We start from the raw sequence: 19026 nt of genomic DNA, 5'->3' as shown, positions 1-19026 counted from the left end.
TTCTCCAGTTAAGCGCCCTAAGCGGCCGGTTGTGGCACAGAGTGGGACATAGCGTGTTGAGTTAACTCGGTTTGCCGAGAAAATTGCTCCAGCTTGAGTTTGATTTTCGATAGCACTTCCGCAGCGACCGCGCCGTCGAGCACCCGATGGTCAAACACCAGCGTTAGCGTGGTGGCGGGAGCAATCACCAGCTCGCCGTTTTTTACCAGCGGACGATCGCGAATATCACTTACGCCAAGCGTAAGCGTCGAGCCGGGCAGGGGAATAAAGCGGCTCACGTCGCGCCCGCCGAGCGAGGTCACGGTAAACGAACCCTGCACGCGGCTTTTGATTTCAGGGCGCTGCATGGCGTAGCGAAACAGCAGGCGGCCCAGCAGCAGCGGGGCTTTATGAATTTTGCGGATCGGCGCAAACTCGGGGCAATCTGCCAACTCTTGCCCCTTGTAATAGTCAATTTGCTGTTGAATCGCTTCGAGCGACTGCCGATCGGCCCGTTCAATCACGGCTGAGGCCACAATGCGCGCGCCATCGACCTGCTTATCCAGCGTGAATTTGGCATTAACTTCGCCAAGCTGGACCAGTTTTGGAAACAGCTTGCCTAAAAACACGGTATTGGTTTCTGGATAATCCGCCACCACTTCGGCCATTGCCTGAATAAAGTAGGCCAGATAGCTGAACTTTTTACCCTGTTGCTGGCCGTGCTGCTGGCGATGATGCACCACCTGCGTCATCTCGACTTCACTGTCGATAGCCACTGGCCGATAGGCGTGCGACTGTTCTAAAAACAGCAGCGTGTGCTGTCGATGGCTCGGAAAACGCTGCGCTTTATGACTCATGCCACGCTCCGTTGAGTCAGTTCGTAAAGTTGGCGCAGCGTGTTGGCCTGTAGGTAATCGGCGACCGGCAGGCGGACGTCCAGCTCTTTTTCCAGCTGGCTTAGCAGGCGCACGGCGTTGATCGAATCCCAGTTTTCAAGATTCACCAGCGGCAGATCCAGCTGCTCTTCGGTGGCGTCGGTAGTCATAAAGGCGTTGATAAAGGCCAGGAATTCGGTGGTGCTGTAGGTGTGGGTTGAGGTCATGACAACGTCTCCTGATAAGAGGCTACAAGTTCAATATGAGCGGGGATCGCGGCGGCGCTGGCGAGCGGGTGAAGGTATTCACAGCCGTGCTCGCTGCCGTCCGTTTCGGAAATAATGGCGGTAAAACCGTGACGTAAATAGAAATCCGCCACCTTGTGATTTTTCTGCGTCGGCACGTAACGCGCTCGAATCTCTGTGCAACCGAGCTGCTGCGCCCAGCCGAGCAGGTGATTTAGCGCGGCGGTTTCAAGCTGGCGTGAAAATACCCGACAGCTCAGCAAAAAGTTGTCGATCCACAGCGTGTGGTGCTCGCGATGGTTAAACAGGCAGCCGATCAGGCCATATTCGCCGAAGCGATCGCTGCTTTGTAGCGCGATAATGCCGTGCTGCGGCCGCGCCAGCCAGGCATCTACCTCGCTTTCACTCATCCGACGGGTGGTCATGTTAAATTGATTGGTGCGCAGGCTGAGCTGCGAAATGCGCGTCAGCTCGTGGCCGGTGGGTGTGAAAAGCGTCAGTTTCAGCTGTAGTTCGGCCAGAAAAGCCTCGAGCGACGGACTGTCATTTTGCAGCACCTTGCGCCGCGCTTCGGTCTGGTAAAGCTTGCTGCGCTGGTAATCTTCTTTATTCAGCTCCAGCTGACAAAAATCGTTGCCCTTGACCAGCGCGGCGGTATATTCGGCCGGATCGCTGCCTGGATTCACCACGCTGACGAGCGGATGCTGGAGCCGCACTTCTTCGCGCTCAAAGGCGCTGTCGTCGATAAACACCAAACTGTCGCTGCCGATATTAAGCAGCTCGCTGATGGTTTGCAGCGCGTCACTCTTCGGCTGCCAGTTTGCTACGATGGCCGAAAAATCCTCCTGTTTCAGCACCATATCCTGACGCTGTTGCAACAGGCCGAGCACATTTTCCTGATCGTTCTTGCTGCTGATAGCCAACAAAACGCCCTGCGCCGCTAGCCGTTTTACAACCTGTTGAAAGGAGATAAACGCCTCGCCGGTGGCACTGTTACTGAGCTGAATGCCGTCGATACCGTCGTCACCGAGAATGCCGCCCCAGAGGGTGTTATCGAGATCCAGCACCAGACATTTTTTGGCCTTGCCGCGCGCGGCCAGCACAATCGCGGCGACTTCACCGGCCAGCGCGTCGAGCAGTTCATTGCTCATCAGCGTGCGGGCATAAAATCCAAGCCGGTCGTCGCGCAGTGGAAAATCGGCGCTCAACAGCGTTTGGGTATCGACGACAAAAACGTGGCGATGCTTCTCGGCCAGCGCACAGAGGTCGGCGTTGAACTGCGCCCACCAACGGCTGACGCGCGCCCGACCGCGATAATCCAGACACTGCTGCAAGGTTTTGCCCGAGAGCGGCAGGGTATTGAACACCAGCAAGCCGCTGGCGTATTGATGATACTGCTCGGCAAACTGCGTCAGCTGGGCAAGTTTGTTACGCAGGCCCTGCTCGAGATCTTCGTGTCGCCAATTATCGCCAAGTTCGTCGAGCAGCGAATGGCCGTCGAGCAGGCACAGCGTCAGCTCGGGTGAGGAGCGATACAGCTCGCTTTCGCCGTTCATCAGCTCGTAACGATACTGATTGTAATCAGAGAGATAGAAGCGAGGCAGCACGCCGCGCGCCAGTAAACGGCTGCGCAGCGCATCGGCGATCGGCTGATAGGAAAAGTTACTGACGATGGCAAGATTAAACGTCGTGCCGCCGCTGGCCGTATAGGCGTCGGCGTCCAGCGCGCGGCAGGCCACGCCCGCTTGCAGCCGCTCCTCCGTGCTGTTCAACACTGACAAATAACCTTTTAGCGCGGGCAGTTCGGCAGCCGGAAAGCCCGCTTTGCGCAGCGCGCGAACGTGGGAAAGCGGGGTTAAGGTGGCGTTTGCTTCCATTATTTAACCCCGCAGTGATGCAGCGCCAGACCGCCGCTTAACCAGCGCGAAGACTCGATGGTCAGCGCGACGGCGCGTTGGCCGGGTTGAATGGCGTCGAGCAGATAACTCAGCTGGAAGAGCAGCAGCGCGTTGCCGTTATTGCCGGTTTCCGCCACGCAGTTAATGGTTTTTTCATGCGGAAGTTGCAGGAAATCGGTGATTTTAGCGGTCATTCGACCCGACAATTGCGGCACCAGGAACCAGTCGATGTCGTCGGGCACGGCGTCCAGCATGCACAGCATTCGGCGCATTTGCTCTTCGGCCATCTGCGGCACGGTGTTTTCAATCGCCTTGTAATCTTCGCGCAGCATCTCGATTTCCTGCACGCGGCTACCTTGCCAATTAACGATTTGGCCCGGCGGCAGGCTGTTTTCGGTGATGCGATACTGCAAATTAGTGATAGCCAGCGGGCTTTCGTCGGCGTTGGACGTCAGCACGACCGCCCCCGCGCCGTCGCCAAACAGCGCAAAGTTGATGATTTCCGAGGCCGCCGAATCGCTGTAATCTTTTAACGGGTCAATAAACTTGTTGCAGATATCGGCCCCAATCACTAATCCGTAGCGATAGTGGCCGTTCGACAGCAAATCATTCGCCAGATGCAGCGCCTGCATCGCGCCGCAGCAGCCCGATTGCAACTGATAGGTCGGGATATTAAACAGCTCCAAATCATGGGCGACTTCGTTAACCGTCGCGGGCATCAGCTTGTCGGGCGTGGCGGTCGCCATGATAATAAAATCGATTTTTCCCTTGTCGAGCTGGGCGTTGTCCAACGCCGAGACCGCCGCCTGACGGGCGATATCCATCAGCGAATAGTGCTGCACGCCGCTGTTAAGATCGGTGGCAAAATAGCGCGACTGATTGCCGAGATAGAGCGAAATCCACTCTTCGTTTAACGCAAAACGCTGCGCCAATGCGGCATTGCTGACGGGTTTTCCTGGCGTACACAGGCCTAATCCTTTGATATAAATCGTCATACTTTCTCCTCCGCAACGGCTTTGCCGTTTCTTATCAGGGTGGCAACGCGTTTGTTTAAATCGGCGACGGTCACGATGGTCATGGTGTCGGTGAACGCCAGCTTGTGTTTTTCCGGCAGGCCTTTGTTTAACCGTTCGATAAGTTCGATGACGACGATCGAGTCCAGTCCCAGATCTTCGCTCAGCCGCATCTCAAGCTTGAAGGCCGAAGGTTCGCAGCCGAGAATCGACGCCAGCGTGCGCGCGACAAATTCGTCGGCGGTGTGATCGACGGCAGGCGCGTGAGTGGCAGCAGGCGCAGACGTTGAAATGGGGCTTGAACTTGAACTTGAACTTGAATTTGAAATAGCAGTTGAAATGGAATTCGGCGCAGCGGCAGGCGTTTGCACGGGCTGTGCCGTCGGCGCGTGAGAGACGGGCGCCAGCCAGAAACCGGTAGTTTGGAAACTGTAATTTGGCACGGCGCGATTGGCGTACTGCTGCGCGCGGGTAAATTTCACCGCCACACCAAGGGAATAGAGCTGGGCAATAATGTGTAGATGTTGCTGATAGGCCGCATTATCGCCGCTATTCAACACCAGCCATTGACGATCGCCGCGTGGTTCGGGAGAAGCCGTTGTCGCGATAATCAAATCAGCCGGACTGATAGCGAGCGCAGTCTGGCGATGTTCGTCGCTTTGTTCAGAAGTTTCAAACAGCTGCAACCACGCGCTGCTGTCGCGCAGGGAAGAGACCTGTTTGCCTCGGGCGCAGGAGATAAACGGCGTGTGCGGCTCGCGCTGCGGGATCTGCTTATAAAATTGCTGATACTTTTCGTAGGGCGCGGTGGCGTCCATCACGAAATCCTGCGCGTCGATAACCTGCTGTAAATGCAGGATTTCGGCGTGCTGCGCTACCAGATACACCGCTTCTTGCAGCGAAATCAGCCCCGACAAGCAGGCCGCGACATATTCGCCAACGCCTTCGCCCAGCAAACTACCCGGCGAAACGCCTTCATTGATAAGCAACTTCGCCTGCGCGTAGTGCCAGCTAAACAGCGCGGGCAGCCACAAATTATGCTGCGCGGCGTTGAGCGGCGTCTCCGCCGTAAACATCAGTGAAATAATCGAGTGGCCGAGCAGCGGATAAAACAGGCTGTCGCAGCGCTCGAGCGCCTCGCGGAAAGTCGGCGCGTGGTCAAACAGCGACTGGCCGAAAACCTGCGATTCACCCACCGCGCCGCTGAAATAGAGCGCGGTATGTTGCACCGCTTTTTTAGCCGCGACGGGGCTGAGCGAAAACTGACGCAGCTGCTTGTGTAGTGATTCGGCGCTCGCGGCAACCCAGGCTTTTTTCACCCGCTGCTGGCTTTTTACTTCCCGCGAGGCGGCGGCGAGTTCTGGGAGAGAGAGGTTTTTATGGCCATCGAGGAAGGTCGACAGAGCACGCGCCTGATCGGCCAGCGCATCCAGCGTGGGGGCTGAAAGGGTGATCAGCTGCGGCTCTTCCCCCTCTGTTTGCGAAGGCGCTACGCCGAGCGAGCGTTTCAACACCAGATGCCCGTTGGTGCCGCCTAATCCGAAGCTGCTGATCCCGGCATAAAAATCCTCTCCGGCAGGCAGTGAATACCCCATTGGCGGCAGTTTAAGCGTGCTGTTTTTTTCGAGAATCGCATTGGGCGTGTCGGCGTAAAGGCTGGCCGGAATGTAGCCGTGGTGCAGCATCAGCGCCAGTTTAATCACCCCGGCGATACCGGCGGCGGCCTCTGTATGACCGATCAGCCCTTTAACCGAGCCGATGTGGCACGGGGTTTTGCGCTCGGGCACGTTAAGCACGTTGGTCAGCGCCTGTAATTCAATGCGATCGCCTAAATCCGTGCCCGTGCCGTGACATTCGATATAGCCAATTTCGGCGGGCGACACGCCAAACTGTTGATAAGTATTGGTCAGTAATGACTGCTGTGAGAAACGATTTGGCGCGGAGAGGCCATTACTCTGGCCGTTATGATTCACCGTGCTGCCGACCAGCGTGGCGTAGGTTTTGGCCGTCGACGGCACGCGCTGGAGAAACAGCACGCCCACGCCTTCGCCGCGCACGATGCCATCGCTGTAACGGCTAAACGGCTGACATTGGCCTTTGACCGAGGCAATGCCCGAACGCTGATAAAAACGCTGCAAGGTTGGGGTGGCAATCACGTTGACGCCCGCCACGATGGCGTAGTCGCAATCGCCGTTGCGCAGACTTTGCAGCGCGGTATTCAGCGCCACCATCGAGGCTGAACAGGCGCTGTCGACGCTGTAGCTTGGCCCTTTAAAATCATAATGATAAGAGGTGCGATTCGCCAGCAGCGCCAGCCCGTTCCCCGTCATCATCTGACTGTTAAGGTCGTCATTATCGATAATCGATCGCGCCGCCCAGTCGTTGGCCATCGCGCCGACAAACACGCCCGTTCTACTGCCCCGCAACGACGGCGGCGCAATGCCCGCGTCTTCAATGGCGTGCCAGATATTTTGCAACAGCAGGCGCTGCTGCGGGTCCATCAGCTGCGCTTCGCGGTTGGAGATGCCAAAAAACTCGGCGTCAAACTGCTCGACACCTTTGATAAAACCGCCGGCCAGCTCGCGGCGGCAATAATCGGCAGGCAGGGCAGACGGCGAAGATGGGCGCGTCGCAATCTTGTTGTATTTAATCAGCTGCCAATAGGCATCGAGATCTTCGGCACCCGGAAACTGGCAGGCCATGCCGGTAATGGCTAGCGTGTCGTGCTGTAGTCGATCGTTTGTCATAGCAACCTCTGCATAAAATTAACGGGACGCGGCAGTCACCTCTGTTTCTAAAAACTCGGCCATCTGCGCAATCGTCGGGTAATCCCAGGCGATGGTCGGTTCAATCTCAATGCCTAGCCACTCTTCCAGCTCGGCGCACAGGCTCAGCGCGTGAATCGAATCGACGCCGTAATTAGCGAGCGGCGACTGAATGTCGATACTCTCTTTCGGCAGGTGAGTCTGCACGGCGAGACGGTCGAGGATAAAATCGACGATGCGTGATTGAGTGAAAGTCTCTGACATAAAACATCCTGTAATTTGTGAGTTAATCGCTAATTAACGAAATAATAAAAGTGATTAATTAATGGGTTAGCGCGCGATGTGTCGCCACGTCGCTGTGCTGTTGCAAATAACTGATGATGGCGTTCTCGGTCTCCTCGTCGAAGAAAAAGGCGCGCTGGGTCAGCTGAGCGAAGACAAAATCCAGACAGCTGGTTAAATAATTGACCTCTCCGGCGAACGGGCTTTGCGGATCGAAACACCAGCGGCCAAGCGTCGCCATCGCGCATTGCAGCCAAGCGTAATGTTGAACCGCGTCAAAGGCTTGCAGACTGTCGGCAGCAAAAGATTGCTGACAGAGTTGAGTGCAGTGGGTATGTAAACGCGTCAAACGTTGCAGGATGCCAAAACCCTCGGTGGTGGTGAGAGATCCGGCGCTAATAAGGGAGGTAATGTGCTGCGGCCAATAGTGAATACTCTGGAATAACAGGTCCTTACCGGCAGACGTTAGCTTGAGTGCGCGCGGTGAAAACGGCGGCAAAAGGTTGGCGGAAAACAGCTGTTGCAGGCTCTGTTGCAGGTCGTCGCGCGGCTGTTCGAAACGTTTGAAAATCAGCGGCAACTGGGGCGCCAGCGCGGCCTGACAGGTCAAGCTGCTGGCATGGCCCAGACTGACCACCGGATAATCACGAACAATTTTCTCAAACAGCGCGGCTTCGCCTTCGCGCAGGTAATAGCGCGAGGCGAGCACCAGCGCGAGCTTTTTGAGCACCGCGCGCATGCGGAGCGGCACCTGCGCCTTGCACAGCGAACCCAGTACGCTCATTTCAGCGGGTACAACGTGCAGGCCGCGCGCCACGGCGTAGCAGAGATTGTCGCACAGCGAATATTCGAGCCACGCGTGACTCAGCTCGCCGCGCACGTGTGGCAACGCCAGCAGATCCGCGCCGTAAAGCTGACGCTGGCTGCAATAGCGCGTTGCAATCGTGAGTGCGCTGTCGATAGTGCCGAGACTCACGCCCGGCAGCAGCGCGCGGGTGATTTGAAACGCGGTCAGCGCGTAGCTAAACGCCATGCCATCTTTGCCGAGCAGGCAGGAATCCGCCACAAAACAGTTTGAGAATTCGATGCCGGCAATCTGGCAGCCGCGCACGCCCTGCGTAGTGAAGCGCGGCAGGATCTTATAGTGCGCCGCGTCGAGGTCGGCGAAATCAATCAGCATCAGCGAATGGGTGCGCATTCCCTGATCGCCACCGGTTCGAGCCTGTAAAACCAGCGCACCCGCACGGCCAATATTATTGATAACCTGTTTACGACCGTTGAGCAGATAGCCGCCTGGCACCGGCTCGGCCGTCAGCTGGTTGCTGCCAAAATCATTGCCGTGATCCAACTCGTGATAGGCAATCGAGATTTTTTTGCCGTCGGCCAGCAGGTCATTGCACTGCTGTTTCTGCTTGGCGGACCCTGCTACCCAGACGTTGGTCGCGGCCATAAACGTCGTGAGTATATAACCTAAACCAAGCGCCAGATCGCGTTGCGACAGCGTGCGCAGCAGGGCCATCAGCTCAGGCATTAAGGCTACCGGCAGGCCGTTTTCGTCGGTCGCCAACGCCGACATCATCCCAAGCGCATCGAGCGCCGCTTCGGCCGGATAGTTGGTTTGCGCCGCTTCATCCAGTGCCAAAATCACCGCCGGACGCAGGCTCGGCGAGGTGTCAAGCAGGTGATGAAGCTGGTTCATCGTATCCGTAAAGCTATTGATATCAATAGAATTCATCGCGCGCCTCTCTCATTTGACGTCGCCAGCGGCAGGGGGAAGAACGAAATCAGCTGATGCTTATCCAAGGTGGTTTGCAGCTGATCCAGCACGCGATCGTCGAGATTGGCGGGCGTGGCAGTCAGGCGATCCAGACAGGCCGAAAGCGCGAGGCCGTCGCGCCACTGCGGCGACATTAGCCGATGCGAATAAATAAAAGCTTGGAGACAGCAGGCCGCCGCGAACACGCGGGTGTAGTCGTGCGCCATGGCAAATGCGCGCGGGCTGATGCGGGTGGTGGGCAGGTATTGCAAGAAAAACTCATCGATTTCATCGAGCTGGCCGCGCAACTGACCGAGCTGGCGAGTGAGTTTTTGCAGCGTTTCAGCAGAGAATCCTTCGACATCCGAAAGCCGACGCGCGGCCTCATACAGGCTCTGCACGATAAAGTCCTGACCCTTGCTGGAGAGCTTGAGACGCGCAGGTTGTAGTGCTTCGAGCGGCTCATCGACGCTAAACAGCAGGCCAAGCTGCGCATTCATTGCTGGATCAACGCGTTGGCGACGACGTTGACGCGCCAGCATCGGCAGCTGAACCACCAGCGCCTGCAAATTAATCACCGTGCTGCCGTCGAACAGGCTAACCAGCCGACAATCGCGCTGTAATTTACTGAAACTGCTAAACGGACCGTCGCTTTCCAAATACGCGCGCGCGCCGAGCACGTCGACCATTTCATCGACCATCGCTTCAATGCTGGCGGGCACAAAGGCCTTGGCGGCGGCGGAAATAATACTCATTTGTTGGGGCAGAATATTGATGGCGCGGCTGCTAAACAGGCTAACGGTGTCGGCAATCAACACGTCGAGGGCCGCGTTGCCTAACCGACGGCGAATTACGGCAAGCTGGGCTAGCGGTGCATGATAGACCTCGCGCTGGTGGGCATATTGCCACGCTAAACGCAGCGCGTGATCGCCCGCGCCGCAGGATAACGCAGTGCAAAGCGTGCGGGTTAACTGAAAGCCGCAAAGCATGATTTCCAAACCCTGACCGGTCTGACCAATCAGCGCTGAGGCGTCGAGGGGCGCGTTATGAAAGCGAATGCCGCTGATGTCGGCCCCTTTAATTCCGTGGGTTAACAGCTTCGGCACGTAGCTCAGCGCGCTGTCCGGTAGGGTGGATTTTTTGACCAAAAACAGGCTGAAATCGCGGGCATTATTGTTGGCCGCCGTGCGTGCATAAACGGTGAGGGCCGCCGCGCGACGGGCATTGTTAATCAAATATTTACTGCCGTTGAGTCGATAACCTGTCGCGGTTTGGGAGCAAAAGCTGTCACTGGCGGAGATATCGCTGCCGTGCGGCTGCTCGGTTAAGGCCAATGCCACGGCGTCGTGGTTTAAAATCGAGTCGGCTAACTGTTGCTGTTGCGGCTGTGACCCTGCAATCCACACGGCGATAGCGCCCAGCATGGTTTTACCGTGACCGATGGCGGCGGTCAGGTCACGGCGCGAGGTCAGCCGAATCAGATGAAACAGTTCATCGTAACCGACCAATTTACCCCCGAGATCTTGCGGTACGTAATACTCCGCCAGGCCCCATTGATTCAGCTGGTCATTTATTTGCTGCGGAAATTCAGAATGACGATCGGCCTTTAGCGAGGCTTGATAACTAAAACCGTTTTCGCCGTTGCCTGGGTCACCAAAATAAGATTCATAGCGCTGTGTGAGTTCAAAGAGAACATTCATAAATACCCTTTTTCATAATTAATCTGGTGATCAACAGGCTCGTTAATCACCAGTGCAGCAAATATTGTCGGCTTATAGATAGACAAAAAGGTGACGCGAATTTTTTATCAATCAAAATGACAATCGAAATAAGGACAAATGAAAGAAGCTGATTTATTCAGTCAGATTTTTATTATTCTTTACTGGCTAACGGATTTTCATCAAAACCAAATAACGTCGGTAATTCGCCTTTCAGCCAGAGTTCTTTGGTGCGTCGGCGCTGAACTTTGCCGCTGGTGGTGCGTGGCAGCGTGCCGCGAGCAATAAGCGTGATGACCTGCACCGGCACTTCGAAATAACGGCTGATTTCAAAACGTACTTTATTAAGCAGCTGCGTCATCTGTTCGCTTTCCAGTCCGTGGCGCTTATCTATTTCCTGTACCACGACAACCCGCTCACCGCGATCGCTGTCTAATCCAAACGCCGCCGACAGGCCGTTGGCAAATAAAGGTTCTGACTGCTTAAGGCGCTGCTCGATATCCTGCGGATAGATATTACGGCCATTAACGATAACCAAATCTTTTTGACGGCCCGTAATATACAGCTCGCCCTGATACTGGAAGCCCATGTCGCCGGTGCGTAAATAACGTTTGCCGTCTGTTGGCACCGTTTCCGCGTGGAATACTTCCTGCGTCAGCTCCGGTTTGTTCCAATATCCCTGCGCGACACTCTCGCCGTGGATCCAAATCTCTCCGACATTGCCTTCGAGTAAAGGCTCGCGGGTAACGGGGTCGACGGTAAGAACATCCAGATCAAAGGCTTGTCCTGAGCTGACTAAAGTAATGGCGGATTCAGAATCAGCAGGCTGAAAGACGATTTTATTGGCCGCCAGCGCTTCACGGTCGACGCTGAGGGATTCGTGCAACACGCCGGGAGTGCCGCCGGTGACAAACAGGGTGGTTTCGGCCATGCCGTAGCACGGATAAAACTGTTCGCGGGCAAAGTTGTAGCGGGCAAAACGCTCTGAGAAGAGATCGAGGGTTTGTGACTTAATCGGCTCGGAGCCGTTGAAGCAGGCGCGCCAGTGGGAGAGGTCGATATCGGCGATTTTCTCGTCGTTAACTTTTTCGACGCTGTGTTCAAAGCAGAAATTAGGGCCGCCGGAGGTGTTAATTCGATAATCACTGATCGCTTTTAGCCAGTTCATCGGATGTTTGACGAAGGCGACAGGCGACATTAACACTAGCGTCGAGCCAAGATACATCGACTGTAAAATCAGGCCAATCAGCCCCATGTCATGATAAAACGGCAGCCAACCGCCCATCACGGTATGGTTGTCGTGTTCATATTTTTGTTTGATTAACAGGCTGTTATGAATCAGATTGCCGTGGCTGACCATTACGCCTTTCGGATTACCCGTCGAGCCGGAAGTGTATTGCAGGAAGGCCAAATCGTCGGGCTGCACATCGCTGGAAACTAAAGGCAAGTCGCCCTCGAGAGTATCCGAGGCGAGACACGGCGTGGTGGAATAGGCCGTTTCAACCAACCATTCGCTGACTTCGGCATGCAGCTTTTCTGTCGTTAATATCAAACTGACGGTAGCATCCTGCATAATATGTTCGATGCGATGAAAATGCGGGGATTTCTTGGCGTACAGAGACATCGGCACCGCAATTAAGCCGGAAAATTCACAGGCCATAAAAGCGATAATAAATTCGATACCGGTGCGATAGAGTAATAATGCACGATCGCCCTTATTAAAATGCTGCTGCAAATAAGCCGCAACGGTAGAGATCCTTTGATGCAATTCGTGATAAGACAGACGTTCAGCCTCTTCACCTTTATCATTCAACATAATGACGGCGTGTTTATCAGCGTAAAGCGCAGCATTGTGATTAAGGTAATCAACGATTGTTTTCATTTTCTCTCTTCCGTTAGTCAATGCATTAATTGCGGTGGTTATTCCAGTATTCTTTTTTCAAAATTTAGCGAGATGGCTTGTCGAGATAATGTCGCTTGGGAATGCAATATAGGGCGTCTAATTATCTTCAAGGCTTTTTCAAAATTGTGACGTAGGCGATTTGCTGGCCGATAAACCCGAGTATAGTGATGACGATTAGTGAGAAAAGCGGATTGTAAGGATGCCCTGTCATATTCGACAGGTAAGACGAAATTAGCCCGAAAGCCGCTATGCGGAAATAGATACCCGCTGCTAGGGTTAAAGGTTAAGGGGCATGAATGTTGTGAAAAATGGGCATTAACGTGGGTTTGCCGTTCAGTAAGATGACAATAGCGGCACGTCCTAGAACAAAAGTCTGTCATAAAACGGCCGCACAGTTAAAAAGTTACTTGCAGGTCTTTCACCTGCCCTCAGGTTAGCCCCAATTGTTATTCTGTAATACGACTCTATACCCATCGTGATCGACAAAGGTCGTTCCGGCGATATCCCAATAAGGATTAAAAGAAGGCACTTTGGTAAATCCAGCCTGTTGCATAGTCGCGCAGGTAAATTCCCATTCATTTTTTTCAGGTATATAAAGAACAAGTAAATCTTCATCCGTAGGAGAGGGGGAAAGAGGATGTCCATCAAATTGGGTAAATTCGAGGTGCCAACTTGTCCCTTCATATCCCAGCATATAGCCACTAAAACCCTGATGATTTGTAAAAGATCCAAGCTCTTTCATACCTAGTCCCTGAGCGTATATCTCCAGACTCAACTGTAAATTGCTGACAGGTCGAGCAATGCGCATATGTTGAAATTTCATGCTTCCCTCTTTTATGTTGTCCATGAATCCAGTAAACCTAGCATTAGCGGCAGGAACTTACCTGCATATAGGCTAATCAAGTAAAAAACGTATGAGTAAATTAAGATGCCGATCACTGTTGAGAAAGACGATCCATTTTCCGCCGCCTCACAAAAGTTAATAGAAGCGTTGTCAGATACATTGGCAACGATAACGGGCGACAGCGGTAAAGGTGGCGTTGGCGCGGTAAACTTTTATCTAAAACACGGCTATAAGCAGAAAGCTAATTACGGACCTTATGTTGGTCGTGAAGAAGCTGTCTGTTTTTCCAAACTATTGGCGTAATAAGGCTTCTCATTTGAGCTTCATCATTGAGCTTCTATATTGCGCCAAGGTAGGCTATAAAATCCTCTGACCTTCGCTAATATTATGGATAATATTTAATGGCAGATTCATCAGTCACGCTTCATTCGTCATCTTTTGTTCTTGCAGTGCCCAACCTCAAGACAAGCGCCTCTTATTTTCGTGATGCACTGGGTTTTAGTTTGGCCTGGCCGGAAGATTTAGGCTGGCAGTTGGCATCACGCGGCAGTATCAGAATAATGTTAGGCCATTCGCCGAAAGGCGTAACGCCTGCCGAAATCGGTGACCATAACTATTTCGGCTATTTTAACGTTAATAACGTCGACGCGTTATATGAAGAGTATCTCTCCTCGGGTGCGATCATCCTGCAATCGCCAGAAGATAAACCTCACGGAATGCGAGAGTTCACCGTCGCGACGCCGGATGGCCATAGAATGATGTTTGGGCAGGAGATTGCTTAGTCGATGGATGAAGATTATTGCCGGTTATAAAATCAAAAAAGCCACCTTTCGGTGGCTCATTGTCAAAATTAGCGATTTATATGCCCAACGGATTTCCAATTAAAGTTTCAATTAAAGTTTCAATCAAAGTTTCAGTCATAGTTTTCACCATAGAGGCCAATTAGACGGCGAACGACGCCGTTGGTCCAGCCAAAGCCGTCTTGAAGTGGATATTCACCGCCGCCACCCTCTTTGGCGTCATCACCAGAAATATGATATTTTTCAATCAGTTTATGGTGCTGCTGATAAAAACTGTTCACCGTTCTCAGCCAGTTTCGCGCAATTTCATCGCCAAGCGTGTCATTGCCATACATTTTGAAGCCCTGAATCGCCATCCATTGTAACGGCGCCCAGCCATTCGGTTTATCCCACTGCTCGCCAGTTTCGTATTCGGTAGCCATCAGGCCACCTTTGGTCAACAGACGTTTTCGAATGACAACGGCCAACTGGTCAGCTTGTTTATGCGAAGCTAAACCAACGTACAGCGGCACGACGCTGGCGGCCGAAAATAGCGCCATCTCCTGCTGATGCCAATCGTAGTCGCGGAAACAGCCCTGTTCCTCATCCCACATATAACGGTTAACGGCTTCACGACGCGCATCGGCTTTCTGGCGATATAACGTTTCCGTTTCTTTATCGCCTTCCAGCGTCGAAATATTGGCAATCGCGTTCTCAAGCTTGAAAAGAAAAGCATTGAGATCGATAGGAAGATATTTAGTGGTACGAATACTCGCAAGGCGATCTTTATCACGCAGCCAGCGCGAAGAGTAGTCCCAGCCTGAGGCCGCGCCGGCACGCAAATCGCGATAAACTTCGTTAGCCGGTCGGCTTGAATGTTTAGCCGTTTCAACATCCTCACGCCATGATTCATCACGCGGCGTGTCCCTGTCATCCCAATAACGGTTTAACAGTTCGCCGTCGGGCATTCTCACCACGTGGCGATAGGCCTGATTCGGTGCCAATGATTCAGAACCGTCCATCCAGAATGCGTGCTCTTTCTTTAAATGTTCCAAATAACGGCGCGCGCCGCGAACGCCATCTTCTTCAAACAGTTCAACCATTAAGGCGAAGACAGGCGGCTGAGAACGGCTGAGATAATAGGTTCTGTTCCCATTCGGAATATGGCCGTAAATTTCGATAAGCCAGGCAAAGTTGTCCGCCATGGTTTTCAGCAAATCGTGGCGTCCGCTTTCTGCCAAGCCGAGCATTGAGAAATAGGAATCCCAGTAGTATGTTTCGCTAAAACGCCCGCCGGGCACAATATAGGCCTGCGGCAGGGTGAGCAGGGAGGACCACGGAATATGATGCTCTGGCTCGCGAGTCAGGATAGGCCATAGTTTATCGATATGATCTTTAAGCGAATCCTGAGGATTGGCGACATAATCGCTGCCATAATTTTTAGGCATCCAAAAGTGTTTATCGACGAAGATCTTCAGGTCGAACTCCGGGTGTTTCCTAATTTTCCGATAGCGAATCAGAATATCAAGCGGGTCCATTTTGGGCGCACAGTCGGGAAAGGTTTTGCTGTCAGGGAAAATACGTGCCGTTTGCACGTTCTCAAAAAGTTCCAAATAACGGTCTGCGGGCGTCAGGGCATCGGAAGGGGGCAAGCCTTCAATCATCTCTGGTTCAGGCTCGGCATCCATCATTCTTTCCAAAATCAACTCGAGCGGCTCAAGTTCATGTTGGTTATTTTTATCGTTATCAAATTCCACCGGATCTACCATCTGTAAATTAGAGTTGTGCATAAGCTACAAACCTCTTTATCAAGTCACAAAAAAACGGGATCTTTCCCGAGCTGCTCTCCTTTAAGTGTAGACTTTTGCTCTATCATCAACAGCCATAGTGTGTTTTTCATCACATTCTTAAAAATAGACAAAAAGCGCAAAAGCTTATAACTGATTGTGATGTCGAGAAAAAGTAGCTCAATTGAACCGAGGCGCTAGGTGGAAATTTTCGAATATTCGTTTGAAAGAATATATGAACAGCCCCGGATTCGGGGCCGTATAGCCTGCTAAATAAGAAGAATGTTAGGTCGTCGTAGCTTCGGCTGAAGCGCCTTGACCGTTTTGATGCAGCGGAATCGCCTGTAAATCTTCGAGGTAACTCTGGCTCCAGTGTGCAATATCGTTTTTATGCAGCAGGGCCATCATCTCTTCGTAACGGGCTTTACGCTCTTCAAGCGGCATGGTCAGCGCCTGATCCAGCGCGGCTGCCACTTCATCGCGATCGTAAGGATTAACAATCAGCGCCGCCGTTAGCTCATTGGCAGCACCCGCAAAACGTGACAACACCAGCACGCCCGGATTTTCAGGATTCTGCGCGGCCACGTACTCTTTCGCCACCAGATTCATGCCATCACGCAACGGCGTGACCAAGCCCACGTCGGTTAATCGGAAGAGTTTCATCAATAAACGGCGGTCAAAGTGCTGATTAAGATAAAACAGCGGGGTTCCGTTTAAGGTTCCGTATTTTCCGTTAATACGGCCTACTTCCATTTCGAGCTGGTGGCGCAGGTCCTGATAGGCCAGCACGTCACCGCGCGAGGTTGGGGCAATTTGCGAATAACGCACTTTACCGCGATGCTGCGGAAAGTTTTCCAATAGCGCTTCGAAAGCCAGAAAACGCTCAGGCAGACCTTTGGTGTAATCAAGACGCTCGCAGGAAATAATGTTTTGCGCGTCGCCCAACTCTTTTTTCATCGCCGCCATTTTCGGTGGCAGAGGGCCTTCCGCCATCTCTTTGATAGCATCTGGCGCAATACCAATCGGATAGACTTCAGTTTTAAACGTATTGCCGTAACCGCGATGGTGATTTTCGTCTATCTCTTCAAAAGCGTTTTGCTGTTTAAGGTTTTCGATAAAGGCGTAACGGTCGGCTTCCGTTTGAAATCCTAGCAAATCGTATTCGCACATCATTTTCAAAAGCTCTTGATGGGTCGGCAAAGCATTGAAAACTTCTGGCGTAGGGAAAGGGATGTGCAGGAAGAAACCGATACGATTGGTGACACCAATTTTACGCAGCGCGGCGGCAAATGGCAGCAGATGATAATCGTGGATCCACAGTACATCATCAGGTTTAAGCAGGCTTTGCAGCTTTTTCGCCAACATGTCATTAACTTGGCAATAAACGTCCCAGGCTTCACGCTGAAATTGCACCAGATCAATTCGATAATGGAAAGCGGGCCAGAGAACGGCATTCGAAAATTGGCAGTAGTAAAGATCGTAATCATTTTGATTCAAAGGAAGCGAGGCATAGGTGATGCCATCATTTTCCAGCAAATTCAGATCATCATCTTCTTCACCGGAAAACTCGCTAATTTCTCCGTTCCAGCCGAACCACAGTCCGCCGGTAGTTTTCAAGGCGTCCAAAACGCCGACGGCCAAGCCACCCGCGGTTGATTTCGACCCATCGGGAATAGCGACACGGTTAGATACGACAACCAGACGACTCATAACGTAAACTCCTTACCTGTTTTATCTTGTTGTAATTGTAATGAAATTTTCGCAATCCAGTCGTGAACATCAGTTACCTGGTCGAGATGGTAGTGCGCAGCACTAGCCCCTTCACCCACTTTGACTGAAATGCCTTGCAGCCCGTTAACTGCATGAAATCCTTTTTCATCTGTCAGGTCATCGCCGACAAAAACGGGAGTGCGCCCATTAAACGGCGCGTGTTGCATAAAAGCAGTAATCGCAGCGCCTTTATCAATGCCGTGCGGTTTGATTTCAACGACGCATTTTCCGGGCTGAAGCGTAAGTTCTGGAAACTCCGCCACCGCAGATTCCGCCAAGGCGAGCACTTGTTTCTCAAATTGAGGCGCTTGGCGATAATGCAGCGCGAAAGCCATGCCCTTAGTTTCTAAAAGCGTGCCTGGCATCTCTTCCATTGCAGTTTCTAATTTAACTTGCAGCGCGCTGGCAACGCCTTCCGCCAACTGCACACGGTGTAAATTACCGGCTACATCGCGTAATTCGGCACCATGAACACCCGCTGCCGGCAGAACGAGAGGCGCGGCCAATTTGTCGAGCTGAACAATAGGGCGGCCGGAAACAAGCGCGACAGCGCTATTACAATGATCGGCAAGTAATTTAAGGTTATCGCGGACTTGAGAAGGGATTGTGACTGCATCCGGCTCTGATTGGATCTCTGCGAGTGTGCCATCTACGTCGAAAAAGAAAGCGTATTTTCCGTCATCCAAATTAACGGGGGGCGGCGTGGCGGTCGAATTATCCTGTGAAGCGGTGGTCAAAATAGTTCCTCCTGTTAGCAAAACCTCTGTAATAAAGAATATTTTTTGACGTGAATCTGAAAAGTCGTGAATTTGTGAAATATTGTAATAAGTGTAGACCTATCTGACATATTTACCACGTTAACTGTTATCGGGTGAGCCAGAATAGTCTTAATTATCAAAAAGGTAATAATGGAGTAAAATAGTGTATAAGAGAAAATTTTTAGCGTGAATGGCTGGGCCTAACTCTTTGAATTTAAAATAGTATTTAATTATGTACGAGTGTTTGATTACTTATTACTTCGTTATAATAGCTTGAAGAGCGGTTATAAAGTAATGCATGTAAAATCATAGTTATGAAAATTAATTCAGAATGCTTATTCATAGTACTTATCCATAGTACTTATTAGGATAAATTTTGTAGAGATTACTATTCCGATTGAGATAGTAGATAAACTAGTCATAACTAAAAATTATTAAGAACTGAATTGTGGCAACTCGAGTTAACTCTATTTATTTAAATCATTTATTGTTGAGTTGAATAATTATAAAGAAAAATCGTTGAATATAAAATATTTCCAGAAAGCATTTCTTAATATTTTAAATAAATCACCCAATCAATAATTCACCCTATAAAAAATGTGGTATTTAGATGCCATAGAGGAGTATGTTATGACAATATCACTAACTATATAA

15 protein-coding genes are annotated in these 19026 nt (G+C 52.0%); 2 read left to right on the top strand and 13 right to left on the bottom strand.

Translation table 11 applies throughout. The features are described from left to right. Nucleotides 1-17: 17 nt before the first annotated feature. From SC206_RS03615 to SC206_RS03570, 10 genes are all read right to left on the bottom strand, one after another. Nucleotides 18-836 carry a 2-oxo acid dehydrogenase subunit E2 gene (locus tag SC206_RS03615; protein WP_332734260.1) on the bottom strand — a complete coding sequence of 273 codons (819 nt, stop codon included), beginning with the start codon at nt 834-836 and terminating at the stop codon, nt 18-20. Continuing rightward, on the bottom strand, nt 833-1081 hold the full coding sequence (locus SC206_RS03610; RefSeq protein WP_332734258.1) for an acyl carrier protein: 249 nt from the start codon (nt 1079-1081) through the stop codon (nt 833-835). Before SC206_RS03610 ends, SC206_RS03615 begins: the two co-directional genes overlap by 4 nt. Beyond that, nucleotides 1078-2976 carry an HAD-IIIC family phosphatase gene (locus SC206_RS03605; protein WP_332734256.1) on the bottom strand — a complete coding sequence of 633 codons (1899 nt, stop codon included), beginning with the start codon at nt 2974-2976 and terminating at the stop codon, nt 1078-1080. The genes SC206_RS03610 and SC206_RS03605 overlap by 4 nt, the downstream gene beginning before the upstream one ends. After that, nucleotides 2976-3992, bottom strand: a complete 1017-nt coding sequence (locus SC206_RS03600; RefSeq protein ID WP_332734254.1) for a 3-oxoacyl-ACP synthase III family protein — start codon at nt 3990-3992, stop codon at nt 2976-2978. Before SC206_RS03600 ends, SC206_RS03605 begins: the two co-directional genes overlap by 1 nt. Beyond that, nucleotides 3989-6757, bottom strand: coding sequence for a type I polyketide synthase (locus SC206_RS03595; RefSeq protein WP_332734252.1), 2769 nt, complete (start codon nt 6755-6757; stop codon nt 3989-3991). The genes SC206_RS03600 and SC206_RS03595 overlap by 4 nt, the downstream gene beginning before the upstream one ends. A gap of 18 nt (nt 6758-6775) precedes the next feature. Next, on the bottom strand, nt 6776-7039 hold the full coding sequence (locus SC206_RS03590; RefSeq protein WP_332734250.1) for an acyl carrier protein: 264 nt from the start codon (nt 7037-7039) through the stop codon (nt 6776-6778). A 58-nt stretch (nt 7040-7097) separates the two neighbouring features. After that, entirely contained in the window at nt 7098-8792 is a 1695-nt protein-coding gene (locus SC206_RS03585; RefSeq protein WP_332734248.1) for an acyl-CoA dehydrogenase, read from the bottom strand. Then, nucleotides 8789-10513, bottom strand: coding sequence for an acyl-CoA dehydrogenase (locus SC206_RS03580; protein WP_332734246.1), 1725 nt, complete (start codon nt 10511-10513; stop codon nt 8789-8791). Before SC206_RS03580 ends, SC206_RS03585 begins: the two co-directional genes overlap by 4 nt. A 172-nt stretch (nt 10514-10685) precedes the next feature. Beyond that, nucleotides 10686-12413, bottom strand: a complete 1728-nt coding sequence (locus SC206_RS03575) for a fatty acyl-AMP ligase (RefSeq protein ID WP_332734244.1) — start codon at nt 12411-12413, stop codon at nt 10686-10688. Between the two features lie 454 nt (nt 12414-12867). Then, complete coding sequence (locus SC206_RS03570; protein WP_332734242.1) at nt 12868-13257, bottom strand: VOC family protein; 390 nt, start codon at nt 13255-13257, stop codon at nt 12868-12870. 105 nt (nt 13258-13362) lie between these two features. On the opposite strand from SC206_RS03570, the gene SC206_RS03565 reads away from it, so the two are divergent. After that, entirely contained in the window at nt 13363-13581 is a 219-nt protein-coding gene (locus SC206_RS03565; protein WP_332734240.1) for a hypothetical protein, read from the top strand. 98 nt (nt 13582-13679) lie between these two features. Further along, on the top strand, nt 13680-14060 hold the full coding sequence (locus tag SC206_RS03560; RefSeq protein ID WP_332734238.1) for a VOC family protein: 381 nt from the start codon (nt 13680-13682) through the stop codon (nt 14058-14060). Between the two features lie 131 nt (nt 14061-14191). Here SC206_RS03560 and SC206_RS03555 read toward each other — a convergent pair whose 3' ends face one another. The 3 genes from SC206_RS03555 to otsB form a co-directional block, all read right to left on the bottom strand. After that, on the bottom strand, nt 14192-15847 hold the full coding sequence (locus SC206_RS03555; RefSeq protein ID WP_332734237.1) for an alpha,alpha-trehalase: 1656 nt from the start codon (nt 15845-15847) through the stop codon (nt 14192-14194). Nucleotides 15848-16129: 282 nt separating this feature from the next. Further along, nucleotides 16130-17554: an alpha,alpha-trehalose-phosphate synthase gene (gene otsA / locus SC206_RS03550; protein WP_332734236.1), complete on the bottom strand. Its 1425-nt coding sequence runs from the start codon at nt 17552-17554 to the stop codon at nt 16130-16132. After that, complete coding sequence (gene otsB / locus SC206_RS03545) at nt 17551-18351, bottom strand: trehalose-phosphatase (RefSeq protein ID WP_332734235.1); 801 nt, start codon at nt 18349-18351, stop codon at nt 17551-17553. Before otsB ends, otsA begins: the two co-directional genes overlap by 4 nt. Between the last annotated feature and the right edge of the window lie 675 nt (nt 18352-19026).

Origin of the sequence: Rouxiella sp. T17, from assembly GCF_036663475.1 — a bacterium.
Lineage (GTDB): Bacteria > Pseudomonadota > Gammaproteobacteria > Enterobacterales > Enterobacteriaceae > Rouxiella.
Note: the sequence above shows the minus strand (reverse complement) of the source record. Positions and strands in the feature narration are given on the sequence as shown.

What these genes read in the sequence shown, in the direction of transcription:
- SC206_RS03615 (WP_332734260.1), bottom strand. Translation starts at nt 836, where the DNA reads ATGAGTCATAAAGCGCAGCGTTTTCCGAGCCATCGACAGCACACGCTG.
- SC206_RS03610 (WP_332734258.1), bottom strand. Translation starts at nt 1,081, where the DNA reads ATGACCTCAACCCACACCTACAGCACCACCGAATTCCTGGCCTTTATC.
- SC206_RS03605 (WP_332734256.1), bottom strand. Translation starts at nt 2,976, where the DNA reads ATGGAAGCAAACGCCACCTTAACCCCGCTTTCCCACGTTCGCGCGCTG.
- SC206_RS03600 (WP_332734254.1), bottom strand. Translation starts at nt 3,992, where the DNA reads ATGACGATTTATATCAAAGGATTAGGCCTGTGTACGCCAGGAAAACCC.
- SC206_RS03595 (WP_332734252.1), bottom strand. Translation starts at nt 6,757, where the DNA reads ATGACAAACGATCGACTACAGCACGACACGCTAGCCATTACCGGCATG.
- SC206_RS03590 (WP_332734250.1), bottom strand. Translation starts at nt 7,039, where the DNA reads ATGTCAGAGACTTTCACTCAATCACGCATCGTCGATTTTATCCTCGAC.
- SC206_RS03585 (WP_332734248.1), bottom strand. Translation starts at nt 8,792, where the DNA reads ATGAATTCTATTGATATCAATAGCTTTACGGATACGATGAACCAGCTT.
- SC206_RS03580 (WP_332734246.1), bottom strand. Translation starts at nt 10,513, where the DNA reads ATGAATGTTCTCTTTGAACTCACACAGCGCTATGAATCTTATTTTGGT.
- SC206_RS03575 (WP_332734244.1), bottom strand. Translation starts at nt 12,413, where the DNA reads ATGAAAACAATCGTTGATTACCTTAATCACAATGCTGCGCTTTACGCT.
- SC206_RS03570 (WP_332734242.1), bottom strand. Translation starts at nt 13,257, where the DNA reads ATGAAATTTCAACATATGCGCATTGCTCGACCTGTCAGCAATTTACAG.
- SC206_RS03565 (WP_332734240.1), top strand. Translation starts at nt 13,363, where the DNA reads ATGCCGATCACTGTTGAGAAAGACGATCCATTTTCCGCCGCCTCACAA.
- SC206_RS03560 (WP_332734238.1), top strand. Translation starts at nt 13,680, where the DNA reads ATGGCAGATTCATCAGTCACGCTTCATTCGTCATCTTTTGTTCTTGCA.
- SC206_RS03555 (WP_332734237.1), bottom strand. Translation starts at nt 15,847, where the DNA reads ATGCACAACTCTAATTTACAGATGGTAGATCCGGTGGAATTTGATAAC.
- otsA (WP_332734236.1), bottom strand. Translation starts at nt 17,554, where the DNA reads ATGAGTCGTCTGGTTGTCGTATCTAACCGTGTCGCTATTCCCGATGGG.